Source organism: Cupriavidus sp. FW306-1B-F12B (genome assembly GCF_058781795.1).
Genome location: NZ_JBYSXC010000002.1, coordinates 126,637 through 141,234, shown reverse-complemented (window position 1 = coordinate 141,234; position 14,598 = coordinate 126,637). Strand labels below are relative to the sequence as shown.

12 protein-coding genes are annotated in these 14,598 nt (G+C 67.2%); 9 read left to right on the top strand and 3 right to left on the bottom strand.

The features are described from left to right. Nucleotides 1-190: 190 nt before the first annotated feature. The 6 genes from accC (at nt 191) to AC3WLE_RS03910 (ending at nt 6,189) form a co-directional block, all read left to right on the top strand. Nucleotides 191-1,543, top strand: a complete 1,353-nt coding sequence (gene accC / locus AC3WLE_RS03935) for an acetyl-CoA carboxylase biotin carboxylase subunit (protein WP_010813183.1) — start codon at nt 191-193, stop codon at nt 1,541-1,543. 43 nt (nt 1,544-1,586) lie between these two features. Continuing rightward, the gene (prmA, locus tag AC3WLE_RS03930; RefSeq protein WP_492320303.1) at nt 1,587-2,489 is read left to right on the top strand and encodes a 50S ribosomal protein L11 methyltransferase; all 903 of its coding nucleotides are present in this window, start codon (nt 1,587-1,589) and stop codon (nt 2,487-2,489) included. A 9-nt stretch (nt 2,490-2,498) separates the two neighbouring features. Continuing rightward, nucleotides 2,499-3,992: a DUF3426 domain-containing protein gene (locus AC3WLE_RS03925; protein WP_492356090.1), complete on the top strand. Its 1,494-nt coding sequence runs from the start codon at nt 2,499-2,501 to the stop codon at nt 3,990-3,992. A 99-nt stretch (nt 3,993-4,091) separates the two neighbouring features. After that, on the top strand, nt 4,092-4,592 hold the full coding sequence (gene tpx / locus AC3WLE_RS03920) for a thiol peroxidase (RefSeq protein ID WP_010813180.1): 501 nt from the start codon (nt 4,092-4,094) through the stop codon (nt 4,590-4,592). Nucleotides 4,593-4,736: 144 nt separating this feature from the next. Beyond that, the gene (locus AC3WLE_RS03915) at nt 4,737-5,684 is read left to right on the top strand and encodes a carbohydrate kinase family protein (protein WP_492356091.1); all 948 of its coding nucleotides are present in this window, start codon (nt 4,737-4,739) and stop codon (nt 5,682-5,684) included. A gap of 37 nt (nt 5,685-5,721) precedes the next feature. Then, nucleotides 5,722-6,189 carry an outer membrane lipoprotein gene (locus AC3WLE_RS03910; protein ID WP_010813178.1) on the top strand — a complete coding sequence of 156 codons (468 nt, stop codon included), beginning with the start codon at nt 5,722-5,724 and terminating at the stop codon, nt 6,187-6,189. A 287-nt stretch (nt 6,190-6,476) separates the two neighbouring features. Here the strand turns inward: AC3WLE_RS03910 and AC3WLE_RS03905 are convergent, their stop codons facing one another. After that, the gene (locus AC3WLE_RS03905; protein ID WP_492356092.1) at nt 6,477-7,076 is read right to left on the bottom strand and encodes a histone H1-like DNA-binding protein; all 600 of its coding nucleotides are present in this window, start codon (nt 7,074-7,076) and stop codon (nt 6,477-6,479) included. Between the two features lie 1,527 nt (nt 7,077-8,603). On the opposite strand from AC3WLE_RS03905, the gene AC3WLE_RS03900 reads away from it, so the two are divergent. Further along, nucleotides 8,604-9,068, top strand: coding sequence for a DUF2147 domain-containing protein (locus AC3WLE_RS03900; RefSeq protein WP_492351220.1), 465 nt, complete (start codon nt 8,604-8,606; stop codon nt 9,066-9,068). Nucleotides 9,069-9,203: 135 nt separating this feature from the next. Here AC3WLE_RS03900 and AC3WLE_RS03895 read toward each other — a convergent pair whose 3' ends face one another. Next, entirely contained in the window at nt 9,204-11,327 is a 2,124-nt protein-coding gene (locus AC3WLE_RS03895; RefSeq protein ID WP_492320309.1) for a TonB-dependent receptor, read from the bottom strand. 193 nt (nt 11,328-11,520) lie between these two features. Next, nucleotides 11,521-12,393 carry a LysR family transcriptional regulator gene (locus AC3WLE_RS03890; protein ID WP_492320310.1) on the bottom strand — a complete coding sequence of 291 codons (873 nt, stop codon included), beginning with the start codon at nt 12,391-12,393 and terminating at the stop codon, nt 11,521-11,523. 130 nt (nt 12,394-12,523) lie between these two features. Between AC3WLE_RS03890 and AC3WLE_RS03885 the strand changes: the two genes are divergently transcribed. After that, complete coding sequence (locus tag AC3WLE_RS03885) at nt 12,524-12,916, top strand: tautomerase family protein (protein ID WP_492320311.1); 393 nt, start codon at nt 12,524-12,526, stop codon at nt 12,914-12,916. A 204-nt stretch (nt 12,917-13,120) separates the two neighbouring features. Next, nucleotides 13,121-14,512, top strand: coding sequence for a GntP family permease (locus AC3WLE_RS03880; protein ID WP_010813171.1), 1,392 nt, complete (start codon nt 13,121-13,123; stop codon nt 14,510-14,512). Nucleotides 14,513-14,598 lie beyond the last annotated feature (86 nt).

The window sequence follows — 14,598 nt, the reverse complement described above, 5'->3', positions numbered from 1 at the left end:
GCAGCGCCCGCGCGGCAAGCCATGGCGTTGTTTGGCGCCAGGGACGTTGTGGGCTTCGCGGCCCGTTCCGTGCAGTTCCATGCAGTTCCGCGCAGTATGGCGGCCGCGGCGGCAACAGCCCCCGGGCCGTGCGCCCGGCGTGCCATTGCGGCGCGCAGCGGGACCGCTACTGTTCTCGCAGAGAGAGACCATGTTTGAAAAAATTCTGATCGCGAACCGCGGCGAAATCGCTCTTCGCATCCAGCGCGCCTGCCGCGAACTGGGCATCAAGACGGTCGTGGTGTACTCCGAGGCCGACAAAGAGGCCAAGTACGTACGCCTGGCAGACGAAGCCGTCTGCATCGGCCCGGCCCCGTCGCCGCTGTCGTACCTGAACATGCCGGCCATCATCTCGGCCGCCGAAGTGACCGACGCGCAGGCCATCCACCCCGGCTACGGCTTCCTGTCCGAGAACGCCGATTTTGCCGAGCGCGTGGAGAAATCCGGCTTCGTCTTTATCGGCCCGACCGCCGACAGCATCCGCCTGATGGGCGACAAGGTGTCGGCCAAGCAAGCCATGATCAAGGCCGGCGTGCCGTGCGTGCCCGGCTCGGACGGCGCCCTGCCCGACGACCCCAAGGAAATCCTGGCCACCGCGCGCCGCGTGGGCTACCCGGTGATCATCAAGGCCGCCGGCGGCGGCGGTGGCCGCGGCATGCGCGTGGTGCACACGGAAGCCGCGCTGATCAACGCCGTCAACATGACGCGTGAAGAAGCCGGCCGCGCCTTCGGCAATCCCGAGGTCTACATGGAGAAGTTCCTCGAGAACCCGCGCCATGTGGAAATCCAGATCCTCGCCGACCAGCACCGCCAGGCGATCTGGCTGGGCGAGCGCGACTGCTCGATGCAGCGCCGCCACCAGAAGGTGATCGAGGAAGCTCCCGCACCGCACATTCCGCGCCGCCTGATCGAGCGCATCGGCGACCGCTGCGCCGAGGCCTGCAAGAAGATGGGCTACCGTGGCGCCGGCACGTTCGAGTTCCTGTACGAGAACAACGAGTTCTACTTCATCGAGATGAACACGCGCGTGCAGGTCGAGCACCCGGTCACCGAGATGATCACCGGCATCGACATCGTGCAGGAGCAGATCCGCATCGCCTTCGGCGAGAAGCTGCGCTTGCGCCAGAAGGATGTGCAGTTCCGTGGCCACGCGATCGAATGCCGCGTGAACGCCGAGGATCCGTTCAAGTTCACGCCGTCGCCGGGCCGCATCACCGCCTGGCACATGCCCGGCGGCCCGGGTGTGCGGGTCGACTCGCACGCGTATGATGGTTACTTCGTCCCGCCCAACTACGATTCGATGATCGGCAAGATCATCACTTACGGCGCCACGCGCGAGCAGGCCATTGCCCGCATGCGCATCGCGCTGTCGGAAATGGTGGTGGACGGGATCCAGACCAACGTGCCGCTGCACCGCGAGCTGATGATGGATGCCAACTTCGTTGAAGGCGGCACCAGCATCCACTACCTCGAGCATCGCCTGGCGGAGCGCGCGAAGGCCTGACGCAACGTTACCCGCAATACACAAGCAGCAAGCAAGGAAGCCCGTGGCATTTCAGGAATGTGTGATCGAAGTGGCGCAGGACCAGGCCGAAGCCTGGTCCGATGCCCTGTTCGACCTCGGCGCGCTGTCGGTCTCGGTGGAAGACGCCGATGCCGACACGCCCGACGAGCAGCCGCTCTTTGGCGAGCCCGGGCTGGAACCGAAGCAACTCGCGTGGAACCGCTCGCGCGTGGTGGCGCTGTTCGGCGACGATGCCGATCCGGCCGTGGTGGTGGCGGCAGCCGCCAACCAGCTGGGCATCGACCCGGTGCCGGCCTACCAGCTGCGCGCGGTCGAGGACCAGGACTGGGTGCGGCTGACGCAATCCCAGTTCGAGCCGATCCGCATCGGCGAGCGCATCTGGGTGGTGCCGTCGTGGCACGACGCACCCGAGCCCGATGCCGTGGTGCTGGAGCTGGACCCCGGCCTGGCCTTCGGCACCGGCAGCCATCCCACCACGCGGCTGTGCATGCAGTGGCTGGAGCAGAACCTGAAGCCGGGCGAAACCGTGCTCGACTACGGCTGCGGCTCCGGCATCCTGGCCATCGTGGCGCGCAAGCTGGGCGCTGGCGATACCGTCGGCATCGACATCGATCCCAACGCGGTGGAAGCGTCGCGCTACAACGCCGAGCGCAACCGCGTGGAAGCCTCGTTCGCGCTGCCCGAATCGGTGTCCGAGGCCAGCTACGACCTGGTGGTCGCCAATATCCTGTCCAATCCGCTCAAGCTGATGGCCGCCATGCTGAGCGCGCGCGTGCGCGCCGGCGGACGGCTGGTGCTGTCCGGCGTGCTGGAGCGCCAGGCCGATGAAGTCGCCGCGGCCTACGCGCCCTGGCTGCCGCTGACGGTGTGGCGCAGCGAGGAAGGCTGGGTGTGCCTGCATGGCACCCGCGGCGCCCGACCCTGATTCACACCGATGGCCGCCGTCAAGCTAGTCACGCGCTGCCCGGCCTGCCGCACCGCCTTCCGGCTGGTCGCCGACCAGTTGCGCCTGCGCCAGGGGCTGGTGCGCTGCGGCCAGTGCGAAACGGTGTTCGACGCGCGCGAGCACCTGATCGAGATTCCGCTGCCGGCCGGCGCTGCATCATCGGCGTCGTCGGCGTCGTCGGCGCCGTCTGCGGCAGCTTCGCCGGCCGCCCCTCCCGCTCCCCCGGCGCCGCCCGCATCGGCGGAAGCCGCGCCTGCGCCGCAGCCTGCCTTCACCCCGACCATCGACCCCGGCTATGACGTGCCGGCGCTGGATGCGCCGACGATGCTGATGTCGTCGCCGGAGGACATGGCCATGCCGGCACCCACTGGCATGGAAGACGCCGAGATCGAACAGGCGCTGCGCGAAGCCAACGAAGCGGTCGCCCATCGCGATGCACGCGAGGCGGAACGCCAGGCTGCCGACCCGGAGGCGGCCGAGCCCGCCCCCGTCACGGCACCGGAACCCGCCGAGGATGCGCCGGCACAGCGGGCACAAGCGGCGTCCGCGTCCGCCTGGCCGGCACTCGATCACGGCGCGCTCGATACCCCGGCCGCACCGGCCCCCTCCCCGGCCGCTGCGGCGGCACCGGCAGCACCGCAACCCGCTGATGCTGACGCCGGGCCCGCGCCGGTGACACCCGCGGCCAACATCCCCAGCGCAAGCGAGTTCCTGCGCGCGGCGTCAGCCGATGCCGGGTCCGAGCCGACCGCATGGCCGGATGAGGCATCGGCCCGCCGTGCCGCCTCGCCTGCCGCGCCCGCCTCACCCACCGTTGGCGACGACGGCAACGCCCCCGACACCGGACAGCCCTCCAGCGTCACCGGCGGCGCCGTCGCGCGCGAGCAGACCACGCGCCGCTGGGCACGCACCGAAGCACCGGCCGGCCCGGTCTTCGCCCCCGACTTCCTGCGCCACGCGCGTGAGCGCGAACGCGAACGGCAGCCCCGCAAGCCCGTGACGGTGCCCCGCTCCGCCTGGCGCGTGGCCGCCGTCGTGCTTGCCATCGCCGCGGCCGTGCAAGTGGTCTACCTGGCGCGCAGCCAGCTGGCCGGCCAGTTCCCGATGCTGCGCCCGGCACTCGAGGCCGCCTGCGCGCCGCTGGGCTGCGACGTGCCGCCGTGGCGCGACATCGATGCGCTGCGCATCGAGACCTCGCAGCTGCAGCGCCAGGATGAAGACGGCGACACCTACCTGCTGGCGGTCACGCTGCGCAACCTGGGCCGCGCCAGCACCGCCCTGCCCGCGATCGAGCTGGTGATGACCGACCTGCAGGACCAGCTGCTGCTGCGCCGCGTGCTGCAACCCGCGGAGTACCTGGAGCCGTCGCAAAAGGCCTTTGCCGCGCAGGGTCTTCGCGCGGGCATGGAGCTGCCGGTTCGGGTACGATTCCGGACGCAGCAGGCGCCAGCCAACTATCGCGTGCTGATTTTTTACCCCTGAATCCCTGGCCCGCCGCCGGACCGAATCCGAGTCCGGCGGCAGGCCGCGCCCCCCGCTCCGGACACGAACCGGAAATCCATCAGACAACAAGGAGTAGACATGAGCAACGTCACCCTCGGCGGCAACGCCATCGAAGTCGCAGGCAAGTTCCCGCAAGCCGGCGACAAGGCCCCCGCCTTCTCGCTGGTCGGCAAGGACCTGAAGGACGTCACGCTGGCCGACTTCGCCGGCAAGCGCAAGGTGCTGAACATCGTGCCGAGCCTGGATACCCCGGTGTGCCAGGCCTCCGCGCGCAAGTTCAATGAAGCCGCCAGCGGCCTCGCCAACACCGTGGTGCTGACGATCTCGGCCGACCTGCCGTTCGCCATGGGCCGCTTCTGCACCGCTGAAGGCCTGGCCAACGTGGTGCCGCTGTCGACCATGCGCGGCGCCGAGTTCAAGGGCAACTACGGCGTGGACATCAAGTCCGGCCCGCTGGCCGGCGTGACCGCACGTGCCGTGGTGGTGCTCGACGAGAACGACACCGTCAAGTACAGCCAGCTGGTGCCGGAAATCAAGACCGAGCCGGACTACGACGCCGCCCTGGCCGCGCTGAAGTAAATCAGCGGCACGCCCGGGAACCCGCGGGTTCCCGGACGGCAGCGGCCGCCCGCATCCCGGGGCGGCCGCTTTTTGTTTTCTGCCCGACCGATACTGCCCGCAAGGGCTCCGTTCCACCCAATCACCCCAACACCTGGAGAGAGCATGGCCAGCCTGATCTGCGGCTCCGTCGCCTACGACACCATCATGACGTTCGACGGACGCTTCCGTGAACACATCCTGCCGGACCAGATCCACATGCTGAACGTCTCGTTCCTGGTGCCCGGCATGCGCCGCGAGTTCGGCGGCTGCGCCGGCAACATCGCCTACACGCTGAAGATGCTGGGCGGCGATCCCGTGGTGATGGCCACCGTCGGCGCCGATGCCGAACCCTACCTGGACTACCTGCGCAAGCTGGAGATCGCCACCGGCCACATCCGCGTGCTGCCGGAGACCTTCACGGCGCAGGCCATGATCACCACCGACCTGGACAACAACCAGATCACCGCCTTCCACCCTGGCGCAATGAGCCAGTCGCAGCTGAACCACGTCAAGGATGCGCTCGGCGGCGCCAGCGCGCCGGGCCTGGGCATCGTCGCGCCCGACAGCCGCGAGGGCATGCTGCACCACGCGCGCCAGTTCGCCGAAGCCGGCGTGCCATTCATCTTTGACCTGGGTCAGGCGATGCCCCTGTTCAACGGGGAAGACCTGCGCGAGTTCGTTGAACTCGCCAGTTACGTGACAGTCAATGACTACGAGGCGCAGGTCCTGCTATCCCGCACCGCATGGACCAGCGCCGAGGTTGCCGCCAAGGTTCGTGCCTTCATCGTCACGCACGGCGAGCGCGGCGCCAGCATCTTTGCCGATGGTCGCCAGTACGCGATTCCGGCGGTTACGGCCGAGCGCATCGTGGACCCGACCGGGTGTGGCGACGCCTTCCGTGGCGGCCTGCTCTACGGCATTGAAAACGGATTAGACTGGGAAACGACTGGCCGCCTGGCATCGCTGATGGGTTCGGTCAAGATCGCGCAACAGGGTCCGCAGAATCACTGGTTGTCGCGCGAGGAAATCGGCAACCGGTTCCAGTCTGCATTCGGGTACCGCTACGCCTGACCTGCGGCCAGCGCGTGGCTTCTTCTCGGGAAACGACATGAACAACAAGCTACGTGGCGGTGCCGTTGCCGTCCTTGCCGTCACCGCCCTGGTTGCCGGCTGCGCTACGCAATCCAACTCCAACAGCGTCTATGGCACCGGCCAGGCGCAGCGCGAACAGACCGTGCGCTACGGCGTGGTCGAAGGCATCCGCGAGGTCACCATCCAGGGTGGCCAGAGCGGCGCCGGCACGCTCGCGGGCGGTGCCATCGGCGGCATTGCCGCCGGCAGCACCATCGGCGGCGGCAACGGCGCGGTGGCGGCCGGGATCCTTGGCGCGGTGCTCGGCGGCATTGCCGGCAGCGCGGCCGAGAACAAGATCAACCAGCGCCGCGGACTGGAAATCACCGTGCGCCTGGACAACGGCGAGATGCGCGCGATCACGCAGGAGGCCGACGAAGCCTTCCGCCCTGGCGAACGCGTGCGGCTGCTGTCCTCGGGCGGCGTGACGCGGGTCACGCACTGAGCCCTCGCGGCCCCGCAGGGCCGCGCCAGAGCGCAGCAAAGCGCGCCGCACCCGCAAGGGTCGCGGCGCTTTTTCTTTTCGGCTTTGCAATTCCGTAACATTGCGGCGGACCGCTCCGCGCGCGGGCGCGCGCCCATGAAAAAACCCGCCGGGCGGATGCCATCGGCGGGTCGGCAAGACCTGGTGTCTTGCGGACCGGATACGCAGTATCCGGTCATGCGGGCACGCGCTGCGTGCCGGTGCGGTTCCTTGCGGAACGTGTAAGGTCCACTCCGTGGCGGAGCAGCTTACGGACGGTTGCCCGTCGGGAACGGCCAGGCAGCAGCCGGGTTCAGCGCGGTCTTGGCAGCCGAAGCGGGAGCAACGGCAGGGGCCGCGGCAGGCTTGGCGGCAGCCTTCTTGGCAGCCGGCTTCTTGGCAGCCGGCTTCTTGGCAGCAGCCTTCTTGGCAGCCGGCTTCTTGGCGGCAGCCTTCTTGGCCGGTGCAGCCTTCTTGGCAGCAACCTTCTTCACTGCAGCCTTCTTGGCCGGAGCCTTCTTGGCGACAGCCTTCTTGGCGACAGCCTTCTTGGCCACGACCTTCTTGGCGGCTACCTTCTTCACTGCGGCCTTCTTGGCCGGGGCCTTCTTGGCTGCAACCTTCTTGGTCGCTACCTTCTTGGCGGCTACCTTCTTCACCGCGGCCTTCTTGGCCGGTGCCTTCTTGGCGGCGGCCTTCTTGGCCGGTGCCTTCTTGGCGGCGACCTTCTTCACAGCGGCCTTCTTGGCCGGTGCCTTCTTGGCGGCCGGTGCTGCCTTCTTGGCGGCTACCTTCTTCACAGCAGCCTTCTTGGCGGCCGGCTTGGCGGCCTTCTTAGCCGCCGGCTTTTTCTTTGCAGCAGTTGCCATGGATAACTCCTTCACTAGAGAGTGAATATCGAATGACCTAAGTTGGCGACCCGACCGACCCGAGGCGCATTACAGCAGCGCGGCCCCAGTCGAGCGAGCGATTCATCGGCGTGCGGCCCGACCACTGCTGCACGCTAATGAATTTGGTTGCAGGCGCACCGCCCCTGGCGGTGACTTGGCGGCCGGAGCGAGCCCGCAAGCGGGTCTCGGGCACGTGCCGCGCCCTGGAATATTCGATCAGCCCGCACCGCCCGTTGAGCCGGCGCACGGCCAGAAATGAGGAGATATCGGACAGCTGGCCTGCGGTGCGGGCTTGGCCTCGCGCACGGCAGGCGGCATTCATTCGGTGGTAGCGGGTCCAACCCGTTAATGGACCAAGGGAGACTGCACGCGTTTTAAGAAGCCGGTCCGGCCTGGTCTGCGTCAAAGTTCTCGTGCTCCTCAGCTACTACCTTCGTCACTGCATCGAAGCGCGCATCGCGCTCGTCGTTCCATCTTGCTTCCTGCTTCTCTGCAATGAAGTGAGACTCTTGTCAAGGCGAATCATAATTCGTTTGCACGATGATGTTAAGAAAAAAGTGCAAAAAAACTTGCCTGCATGTATCGCTCGAACTAGTTCTCACGCGCGGTGTCACGAAGACGTTGCCGATAGCATCGCAACGCGTCGCTCGCACGCTGGTGCGGATGTTCGTTTCGCACGCTCGCACACACAGCGCGACGCCCCATCGCACACACCGCGCATCGCAGCTTTTACACACCGCGACAAACCCCGACGACCAGCATCGCAACGCGCGCCTGACCACTGCGCAACGCCGCTGCGCGCGTCATCGCGTTTTCCGAAAAGCCGCATGGACAAAGGCTTTGCGGGCGATACACAGATGCGCGCGCGGCTGCCGTCGACTCACGCGGACGCGTTCCTGATCGCGCGCGCGCCGCGCTGCGCGACACCCGCCCTGCATGCTTTGCACAGTCGGCAGCGCACGCACGCGCCGCCATGCGAGCACGCCGCGGCCATGCTCGCTTCGCGCTTCGCGCGGCACCGTCGCACACACCGTCCAAGAGTGATGCGTGCACGCAACGGTTTGCATCGACGCAACAGCGCGAAGGCATCGCGAGGTCATCAAAGCGTTGCGATCGAGCCAAGCCGCGACGCTCGCGAAGCATCGCGGCAACACTTCGGCAGACGCTTCGATCAAGCCATCGGCATGGGTGTTCGATCCGCGCGCTTGCCGAGCGATCCGGATCGCGCGCGCCGTGCCTCGCGTGTTCGCGCTCTCACCCTCACGACTCTCCGCACCACTCGCCTCGCCCTGCCGGCAGCGCGTCGTACGTCCGCTTAGAGGATTGCTTCAGCGCCCGCCCGCCGGCACCTTTTGCTGCATCACAATAACCCGCAAACGGCGGCTGCATGCGGTTTTCCGGGTAGCAGGCGATGGCGGCGGAAAGGCGAGTGCCGCGCCGCGCCGGATTGCGGCGCGCTCCCGGCGCCAGTAGATTGGCGTGGCTACGAACCTCAAAGGAGACATCATGCGCATCCATTCCCCCCTTGCTTCGACCCTGCGCGCCGCCGTGCTTGCCGCCACCCTGCTCGGCAGCGCCGCGGCGATGGCGCAGGCCACGCCCAGCGGCATGTGGAAGACCATCGACGACAACACCGGCAAGCCGCGCGGGCTGGTGGAGATCACCGAGAAGAACGGCGTCTTCAGCGGACGCCTGGTCAAGACCTTCGTCGAGAGCGATGGCAAGCCGCGCGTGTGCGACAAGTGCACCGACGCACGCAAGGACCAGCCCGTCATCGGCATGACCATCCTCTCTGGCCTGCGCAAGACCGGCGACAACGAGTGGAGCGGCGGCGAGATCCTGGATCCGGAGAACGGCAAGGTCTACAAGAGCAAGATGTCGCTGGCCGAGGACGGCAACAAGCTCAACGTGCGCGGCTTCATCGGCATCAGCCTGATCGGCCGCACCCAGACCTGGGAACGCGACCACTGACCCTGCTGGCACGACGCGGGACTCAGGGTTTCTCCGGGGCATGCCGTTGCGTGTCCCCGCCGAAGGAGAAAGGCAGTCGAAAAAAAAACCGGGCGGTTCATCACCGTCCGGTTTTTTTGTCCACGATGCTGCGCTTTACATCCGGTAGCGCAGGGTGGCCATCACGCTGCGCGGGGCACCCGGCATGTTCAGGTTGGGGCTGGTGCCATGCGCGGACACGATGTAGCCCTTGTCGAACAGGTTGTACAGGTTCAGCTGTGCCTCGAAGGCGCCGCGGCGGTACCAGGCCATCGCATCGGCGGTGACATAGCCGGGCAGCGTCACGGTGTTCAGCGGGTCGGCATAGCGCGCGCCCACCAGGTTCAGGCCGGCGCCAACGCCGAAGCCGTGGCCCAGGTCCTTGGTCAGCCATGCGTTGCCCGAGTGGCGCGGCGTGATGGTGGCGCGCTTGCCCTGCAGCGCGGCGGTGGACTTGGTGACGGTGGCATCCAGGTAGGCGTAGCCGGCCAGCATGCGCCAGCCGCCGCCGAGTTCAGCCGCGCCGGAGATCTCGATGCCGTCGGTGCGCTGCTCGCCGATCGGCAGCAGCGCCGTGTTGGTGGCGTTGGCGATCTTGATATTGCTGCGCTCCAGCCTGAACACCGAGATCGTCGTGCTCGCCTTGCCGTTCAGCCAGTCGTACTTGGCGCCCACCTCGGTGTTGTTGGTGGTCTCCGGTGCCAGGTCGGCATTGTTGGCCGCCAGCGCGAAAGCCTCGCCGGAGGGCTGGAACGACTTGCTCCAGGACACGTAGTACGACTGCGACTTCGACGGCTGCCACACCAGGCCGGCGCGCGGGCTCCAGGCGGTGTCGGTGCGCGACAGGTTGCGCTGGCCGGCGATGCGGTTCTGCGTCTCCTGCTGGAAGTTGTCGTAGCGCACGCCCAGCAGCGCCTTCCACTGCTCGCTGAAGGTGATCATGTCCTGGGTGTAGAACGCGAGGGTATTGAACACGCCAAGGTTCGACGTGCCCGGCGTGCCGGGTGCCTGGCGCGGCAGCGCCACCAACACCGGGTTGAACAGGTCGAAAGCGATCGGCAGGCCGTTTGCGCCGACCACCGGCTTGGTGTTGTTGACCTGGTCCTTGTTCTGCTGGCCGATCTCCATGCCGTACAGGATCTCGTGCTTCATGCCCAGGAAGGTGGCCTTCTGGGTCAGGTCGGTCTGGTTGAACCAGCCATGTTCCTCGCGGCGGACATTGCCGTGGTTCATGGTGAGGGTGCGCGCCGCCTCGTTCACCGTGTTGGTCAGCGTGTTGTTGCGGTCCAGCGAGTAGTGGTAGTAGCGCGTGGCGTTGCGGATCGACCAGTTCTCATTGAAGCGATGGTTGACCGTGGCGGTGCCGGAGAACACGCGCGACTGCGAGTAATCGGCATCGCGCGCATTGGCCGCGCCGTAGTAGCGCGAGGCCGGCACGTCCACCGGGCGTCCCTTGTAGGCCGGGATGCCGAAGTCGGTCACGCGGCGGTCTTCCAGGTAGTCTGCCTGGAACAGCACGGTGGTTTCGGGAGCGATGCGCAGCTCCAGCGACGGCGCGATCGCCGAGCGGTCCAGGAACTGCTGCGAGCGGTAGCTGTTGGCCTTCTCCACCGCGCCGGTCACGCGGAAGGCGGCGGCGCCGTCGGCAAACACGCGGCCCACGTCGGCTTCGGCGCGGCGGTCGGCCCACATGCCGTAGCTGAGCGCGAAGTCGGTGACGTCGATGCCCGGCTTCTTGGTCACGCGGTTGATCAGGCCGCCCGACGAGCCGCGCCCGTACAGCACCGCCGCGGGACCCTTGATGACTTCGACGCGGTCGACATTGGACATGTCGCGGAAGTACAGCGCATCGTCGCGGATGCCGTCGACGAACTGGTCGGCAATGGCGGAAAAGCCGCGGATCGACACCTGGTCGCGCTGGCCGTCGCCGTGGGAGAACGACACGCCCGGCACGTTCTTCAGTGCATCCTGCATCGAAGTGGCGTGCTGGTCGCGCATGACATCGGCGGTGACCACGTTGACGGTCTGCGGGATGTCGCGCAGCGGCGCCTCGGTCTTGGTCGCGCTGACCGCATTGGGCGGGTTATAGCCGGTGCCAAGCTCGCGGCTGACATCGGCCCTGACCGTGACCTCAGGCAACTGCGCCGAAGCGTCTGGCGCGGCCTGGGCCCACGTCAGCATCGGTTGAAATACGAAGCTCCCCGCCACCGCGGCACAGATCGGGTGAAGTTTTATTCTCATTTCACTGTAATCGGCTGTAATAGTTTTGAAAACGCGGGCGCATTATCGATTACAGGATTGTCAGGGTCAACGAGATTGCGAATTATTCCTATTCGCGGTCAATATATGTTGCTTTCGACACAAGTGGCGGTTACCACAGTCCGTCTTGTGATCGATTCCCTCGACTTGAGGTGTCGTACTGGATGCCCGTCCCTTAGCCCAGTTGCCCGGCAAGCGCATCGCGCGCCTCGGCTACAAACGCTGACTCCCCGCGCCGCGCGGGCAGCAGGAAAAACTCCGCCTCAGGCAGCCGCGGCAGCCCCAGCCGTGCAATGGTGGCGGCGTCCAGCGGCGCCACGCCGGGGCCGATCGCCGAGGCGTTCAGGCACGACATCCCAAGCCCCGCCGCCAGTGCCAGATGCAGCCCCGCCACGCCCGACGCGGAGTGCGCAATCTCGAACGGAAGGCGCTTGCGCAGCAGCAGCTGCACCACGTACTGATGCAGCGAGCAGGTATCGGGCAGCAGCACCAGCGGCAGCGTCGCGGACAGGCTGTCGGCCTCGGCCGGCGCGGCCACCCAGGCCAGCGGCTCGCGCCGCAGCACCGTGCCACGCGTGCGCTGCCCGCGCGTGCCCGGCAGGCGCATGCTGAGGCCGATATCGAAGGTGTCCATCTCCGCGGCGGCATCGATCGCCGCGCTCTTCATCACCGTCACGTGCAGGCGCAGGTACGGGTAGCGCTCGCGCAGGCGCCGCAGCATGCCGGCGATCTCGCCCGGGCGGAAGTAGTCGGTCACGGCCAGCCGCAGTTCGCCCGCCAGCGCGTGGCCGCGCAGCTCCTGCAGGGCCAGCTCGTTCAGCGCCAGGATCCGCCGCGCGTGTTCCAGCAACCGCTCCCCGGCCGGCGTCGGCACCGCGCCATGCCGGCCGCGCGACAGCAGCGGCACGCCCGCGCGCTCCTCCAGCTTGCGCAGCTGCTCGCTGACCGAGGACTGCGACAAGAACAGCCTGGGCGCCGCCGCCGACAAGCTGCCGCTGTCCGCGACCGTGACAAAGGTGCGCAACTGGTCGGTTTCGAATCCACGCATGGCAAGGCTCCGGCAAGGGTGGCGTTACTTCGGATAACTCGATGGTCCGCATCGGATATTCCCGCTTTTCCGATACTACACCACCCCCTACCATGGCATCACCCACCCACGCAAAGCCAAGGAGCCAGCCATGCCCCACATCGTCCTGCACCTGTCCGGCCAACCCGATGCCGCCCTCACCCGCCGCAGCGCCAGGGCGATCGCCGACCTGACCGAGCGCGTGCTCGGCAAGAAGCGCGACGTGATTGCCATCACGGTCCAGTACATCCCGCACGACAGCTGGATCATCGCCGACGTGCCGCTGTCGGAGCAGGGCCGCAACGCCTTCCACCTGGACATCAGCGTGACCGATGAAACCAATACCAAGGCGGAGAAGGCGCAGTTCATCGAGGCCGTGTTCGAGACCATGTCGGGGCTGCTGGGCAAGCTGCATCCGGTGTCGTACGTGCACGTGATCGACGCCCGCGCCGCGGCCTATGGCTACGGCGGGCGCACGCAGGAGTATCGCCACCAGCACGGCTGAAACGGCGTATCTCCTTCATGCAGGCCGCTGTCATCCCAGTGCCCCCGCGGCGAGACCGGAGGTTTCGCCGCGGGCCAAGCTGTGGCACAGTCGCCGGCTGATCCCTTTTCCTGATGGACTGACGCAAGACAAGGCGCCACAAGCGCCAGCCCCCGCGCGGCAACGGACCGCACCTCAGGACAAGGCAACCCTGAAGGAGATCCGATGTCGTTTCTGATCGTGCTGGCAGCCCTTGCCTTTCTGATGTTCGCCGCGTACCGCGGCTACAGCGTGATCCTGTTCGCGCCCATCGCCGCGCTGGGCGCGGTGCTGCTGACCGACCCGTCCGCGGTTGCGCCGGTTTTCACCGGCATCTTCATGGAGAAGATGGTCGGCTTCGTGAAGCTGTATTTCCCTGTGTTCCTATTAGGCGCGGTGTTCGGCAAGGTGGTCGAGCTGTCCGGCTTTTCCGAGTCCATCGTCGCCGCGGCGATCCGCTATATCGGCCGCTCGCGCGCCAACGCGGTGATCGTCACGGTGTGCGCGCTGCTGACCTATGGCGGCGTGTCGCTGTTCGTGGTGGTGTTCGCGGTCTATCCGTTTGCGGCCGAGCTGTACCGCCAGAGCAACATCCCCAAGCGGCTGATGCCGGGCGCGATCGCGCTGGGCGCGTTTTCGTTCACCATGGATTCGCTGCCGGGCACGCCGCAAATCCAGAACATCATCCCCACCAACTTCTTCAACACCACGTCCTGGGCCGCACCGGTGCTGGGCGTGGCCGGCTCGCTGTTTATCCTGGTGGTGGGCCTGAGCTACCTGGAATGGCGCCGTCGCGCCGCCGCGGCGCGTGGCGAAGGCTACGGCACCAACCTGCGCAACGAGCCGGAGCGCAGCCAGTCCGGTAAGCTGCCGCACCCGCTGCTGGCGCTGCTGCCGCTGGTGGTGGTGGGCGTGGCCAACTTCTGGCTGACGCGGATGATCCCGCTCTGGTATGGCCCTTCCAACAGCGTGGCGCTGCCGGGCCTGCCCAAGCCGGTGGAAACCAAGATCGCCAGCGTGACCGCGATCTGGGCGGTGGAAGGCGCGCTGCTGCTGGGCATCGCCGTGGTGCTGGTGACCGCCTTCGGCGCCCTGCGCGAGCGCTTTGCCGAGGGCACCAAGGGCGCCGTCGGCGGCGCGCTGCTGGCGTCGATGAATACCGCATCGGAATACGGCTTCGGCGGGGTCATCGCCGCCCTGCCCGGCTTCCTGGTGGTCAGCGACGCGCTGCGCGCGATTCCCAACCCGCTGGTCAATGCCGCGGTCTCGGTCAGCACGCTGGCCGGCATCACCGGCTCGGCCTCGGGCGGCATGAGCATTGCGCTGGCTGCGATGTCGCAGACCTTTATCGCGGGCGCGCAGGCCATGCAGATCCCGCTGGAAGTACTGCACCGCGTGGTGTCGATGGCCAGCGGCGGCATGGACACGCTGCCGCACAACGGCGCCGTGATCACGCTGCTGGCGGTGACCGGCCTGACCCACCGCGAGTCCTACCGCGATATCTTCGCCGTCACAATGATCAAGACCGCCGCGGTGTTCTTCGTCATCTCGGTGTATTTTCTGACCGGACTGGTCTGAAGCAATCCCGGCCCGCGCGGCTTGTACATTCCAGGTGTTGTTAACTAGTGTGGTTGGGTGCCGCCCGGCACCTGGCCCGGCAAACC

Coding starts and splice junctions, on each gene's coding strand:
- AC3WLE_RS03890 (WP_492320310.1), bottom strand. CDS start 12,393: ATGCGTGGATTCGAAACCGACCAGTTGCGCACCTTTGTCACGGTCGCG.
- AC3WLE_RS03880 (WP_010813171.1), top strand. CDS start 13,121: ATGTCGTTTCTGATCGTGCTGGCAGCCCTTGCCTTTCTGATGTTCGCC.
- AC3WLE_RS03925 (WP_492356090.1), top strand. CDS start 2,499: ATGGCCGCCGTCAAGCTAGTCACGCGCTGCCCGGCCTGCCGCACCGCC.
- AC3WLE_RS03910 (WP_010813178.1), top strand. CDS start 5,722: ATGAACAACAAGCTACGTGGCGGTGCCGTTGCCGTCCTTGCCGTCACC.
- accC (WP_010813183.1), top strand. CDS start 191: ATGTTTGAAAAAATTCTGATCGCGAACCGCGGCGAAATCGCTCTTCGC.
- AC3WLE_RS03895 (WP_492320309.1), bottom strand. CDS start 11,327: ATGAGAATAAAACTTCACCCGATCTGTGCCGCGGTGGCGGGGAGCTTC.
- tpx (WP_010813180.1), top strand. CDS start 4,092: ATGAGCAACGTCACCCTCGGCGGCAACGCCATCGAAGTCGCAGGCAAG.
- AC3WLE_RS03885 (WP_492320311.1), top strand. CDS start 12,524: ATGCCCCACATCGTCCTGCACCTGTCCGGCCAACCCGATGCCGCCCTC.
- AC3WLE_RS03915 (WP_492356091.1), top strand. CDS start 4,737: ATGGCCAGCCTGATCTGCGGCTCCGTCGCCTACGACACCATCATGACG.
- AC3WLE_RS03900 (WP_492351220.1), top strand. CDS start 8,604: ATGCGCATCCATTCCCCCCTTGCTTCGACCCTGCGCGCCGCCGTGCTT.
- AC3WLE_RS03905 (WP_492356092.1), bottom strand. CDS start 7,076: ATGGCAACTGCTGCAAAGAAAAAGCCGGCGGCTAAGAAGGCCGCCAAG.